The organism is Streptomyces sp. UNOC14_S4, from assembly GCF_020740835.1.
Taxonomy (GTDB): domain Bacteria; phylum Actinomycetota; class Actinomycetes; order Streptomycetales; family Streptomycetaceae; genus Streptomyces.
Window position 1 is genome coordinate 1 of sequence record NZ_JAINFC010000654.1, and the last position, 3,537, is coordinate 3,537.

The window sequence follows — 3,537 nt, forward strand, 5'->3', positions numbered from 1 at the left end:
GACCCGCACGCACCGCGTTTCAGGTTCCCGCCCGGAGGCCCCACCCCCGGCCCACACACAACCCAGGGGCGCGGGGAACGGCGCGAGAAGCGACCACCGGCCCGCAGACGAAGACGCAGACGAAGACGCAGACGAAGAAGCCCGCCCCGGCGCGCCTCCGCGCAAAAGGGCGGTCGGGTGGGTGGAATCCCGCCACCCGACCACCACCACGGTCAAGACCAACGCGCAACACCAACGCGAGGGAGAACCCACGTGACCGGCACCCCCACAGGGGACCCGTTCCGGACGGAAGCACTGCGCCGCGCGGTACTGGACGCCTGGAGCGCCAGCCCCGCCCGGTTCCGGGAGGACGCCAACGCCGAGGAGGACCTCGCCCTCGGCGGCTACCGCGACCGCCTCGTCGTCGAGCTCGCCCAGAACGCCGCCGACGCCGCCGTCCGCGCCGGCGTGCCCGGACGCCTCCGGCTCACCCTGCGCCCCGCCACGGCCGACGGCCCCGCCGTCCTCGCCGCCGCCAACACCGGCGCCCCGCTCGACGCCGCGGGCGTCGAGTCCCTCTCCACCCTGCGCGCCTCCGCCAAACGCGACGCCACCACGGACGCCACACCGGAATCCGTAGGCCGCTTCGGCGTCGGCTTCTCCGCCGTCCTGGCCGTCAGCGACGAACCCGCCGTCGTCGGCCGCTCCGGCGGCGTCCGCTGGTCGCTCGCCGAGGCACGGGCCCTCGCCACGGAGGCCGCGGAAGCCGCAGCGGGCGGCTCCGACTCCGGCTCCGGCCTCGCCGAGGAGATCCGGCGCCGTGACGGCCACGTCCCGCTGCTTCGGCTCCCGCTGCCCGCCGAGGGCACCGCGCCCGACGGCTACGACACCGTGGTCGTCCTCCCGCTGCGCGACGTCGCGGCCGAGGACCTGACGGCCCGCCTGCTCGCGGGTGTCGACGACGCGTTGCTGCTCGCCCTGCCCGGCCTCGCCGAGGTCGTCGTCGAGACGCCCGACGGGACCGTACGCACCCTCACGCGGCACGACGACGGCCCGTACACGGTCATCGGCGACACCGCGCGCGACGCCGTCGTCGGCACCGGCACCCGCTGGCGCGTCGCGCACGCGGGCGGCGCGCTGGACGCGGCCCTGCTGGCCGACCGTCCGGTCGAGGAGCGGCTGCGCCCGCGGTGGTCGCTGACCTGGGCCGTTCCCGTGGGCCCGGACGGGGCGCCCGTACGCCCGGGGACCGCGCCCGTCCTGCACGCGCCCACGCCCACCGACGAGCCGCTGGGGCTGCCCGCGCTGCTCATCGCGACGTTCCCGCTCGAACCGACCCGCCGTCACACCGCCCCCGGCCCGCTCACGGACTTCCTCGTCGAGCGCGCCGCCGAGGCGTACGCGGGGCTGCTGCGCGACTGGGAGCCGGTCTCCACCGGCACCCTGGACCTCGTCCCGGCCCCACTCGCCCGCAGTGCCGTGGACGCCGAGCTGCGGCGGCGGGTCCTGGAGCTGCTGCCTCGCGTCCCGTTCCTGCCGCGCGCCGTCGTCCCCGCCAAGGCCGCGGAGAACGACGCCGACACCTGGGACACGTACGCGCACGCGCTGCGCCCCGTCGAGGCCGAACTCGTGGAGGGCGCGGGCGCGCAGACCGTGGCCGTGCTCGGCGAGCTCTTCCCGAGCCTGCTCCCCGCGGGCCTGGAGCGCCGCGCCGAGCTGCGTTCCCTCGGTGTCGCGCGCGTGCCGCTCGGCGAGGTGATCGACCGGCTCGCGGGCGTCGAGCGCGAGCCGTCCTGGTGGTGGCGGCTCTACGACAGCTTCGCCGGGGTCGACCCGGACCGGCTCAGCGGCCTGCCCGTCCCCCTGGCCGGGGGCGCGGGCGGCGTGCGTACGGCCGTCGGCCCCCGGCAGGTGCTCCTGCCGCCGCCGGACGGCACCGTCTCCGAGCGGCTCTCCCGGCTCGGGCTCAAGGTCGTCCACCCCGACGCCGCCCACCCGCTGCTGGAGAAGCTCGGCGCCACGCCCGCCTCGCCCCGCGCGATCCTGACGACTCCTCAGGTGCGGGCGGCGGTCGCCGCGTCCCTCGACGCGGACGAGATCTGGGACGAGGACGCACTGGACGCGGACGCGCTCGCCGAGACCGTCCTCGGCCTCGTCCGCGACGCGAACCTCGCGCCCGGCGACGAGCCCTGGCTCGCGGCGCTGGCCCTGCCCGACGAGGACGGCGAGCTCGCGCCCGCCGGTGAACTCGTGCTGCCCGGCAGCCCCTTCGAGCGCGTCATCCGCCCCGGCGAGCTCGCCGCCTGCGACGCCGACCTCGCCGAGCGGTGGGGCGAGCAGCCGCTGACCGCCGTCGGCGTCCTCGCCACCTTCGCGCTCGTACGCGCCGCGGACGTCGTTCTCGACCCGGACGAACTGGAGCCGCGCGACGGCGACTTCGCCGAGCCGGACGACGTCGGTCTGCTCGACGCCGTGGACGTCTGGTGCGAGGACCTCCTCGACCGGCTCCCCGACACGCCCGTGCCGTCCGTCGCCACCGAGATCGTCGCCGTCCGCGACCTCGACCTCGTCGACGACGACGCCTGGCCCGAGGCCCTCGCCCTGCTCGCGCAGCCGCCCCTGCGCGACGCGCTGACCGCACCCGTGCGCGTCCTGCTGCCCGACGGCACCACCGAGTCCGTACGGCCGTACACCGCGTGGTGGCTGCGCGGCCATCCCATCCTGGACGGCCGCCGGCCGGCCGGGCTGCGCGTCGCGGGCGGCGACCCGTTGCTGCGCGGGCTGTACGAGGCGGCCGACGCGGGCGGTCTCGCCGACGACCAGGTGCTCCGGGCGCTGGGTGTCCGCACCTCCGCTGCGGCTCTCCTCGACGAACCGGGCGGCGCGGCCGAGCTCTTGGCCCGTCTCGCCGACGAGGACCTGGTGGTGGGGGCGGCGCAACTGCATGCTCTTTACGGGCTGCTGGCCGTGCTCGACCCGGAGCAGGTGACGCTGCCGGACGAGTTGCGTGCCGTTGTCGATGGTGCGGTGCGGGTCGTTGATGCGGCGGACGCGCTGGTCGCCGACGCGCCTGATGTGCTGGCGCTCGCGGACGGGCATCCGCTGCTGCCCGTCCGCCCTGATCTGGCCGCGGATCTTGCCGAGCTGCTTCAGGTGCGGCGTGCGCGCGAGGTCTTCGCGGTTCGTGTGCCGGTGGGGGACGGGGTGGCCCGGGAGGTTCCGGAGGGGGTGCGCACGCTGCTTCCGGGGGCGCCCTCGACGTATGTCGAGCACGACGAGCTCGTCGTCGGTGGCGTTGAGCTCGACTGGTGTCTGTGTCAGGACGGCGTTCTCCATGCGGCCACGCTGGAGGGTGTGGCGGCTGGGCTTGCGTGGGCGGCGGGGGCTTGGGCGCGGCGCTTCGAGGCGGCGGCGCTGCTGGAGGATCCGTCGCGGACGGAGGAGCTGGAGCGGGCGCGCTGGTTCGACTAGCGCGTTCGTCTGCGTTTTCGTCTGCGGGCCGGTGGGGCTTCTCGCGCAGTTCCTCGCGCCCCTGGATTGGTTGGTGGGCCGGGGGCT

At 76.2% G+C, this 3,537-nt stretch carries 1 protein-coding gene; it reads left to right on the forward strand.

Translation table 11 applies throughout. The features are described 5' to 3' along the window. Positions 1–252: 252 nt before the first annotated feature. Positions 253–3,450 carry a sacsin N-terminal ATP-binding-like domain-containing protein gene (locus K6I34_RS33765; protein ID WP_229331857.1) on the forward strand — a complete coding sequence of 1,066 codons (3,198 nt, stop codon included), beginning with the start codon at positions 253–255 and terminating at the stop codon, positions 3,448–3,450. Positions 3,451–3,537: the final 87 nt, after the last annotated feature.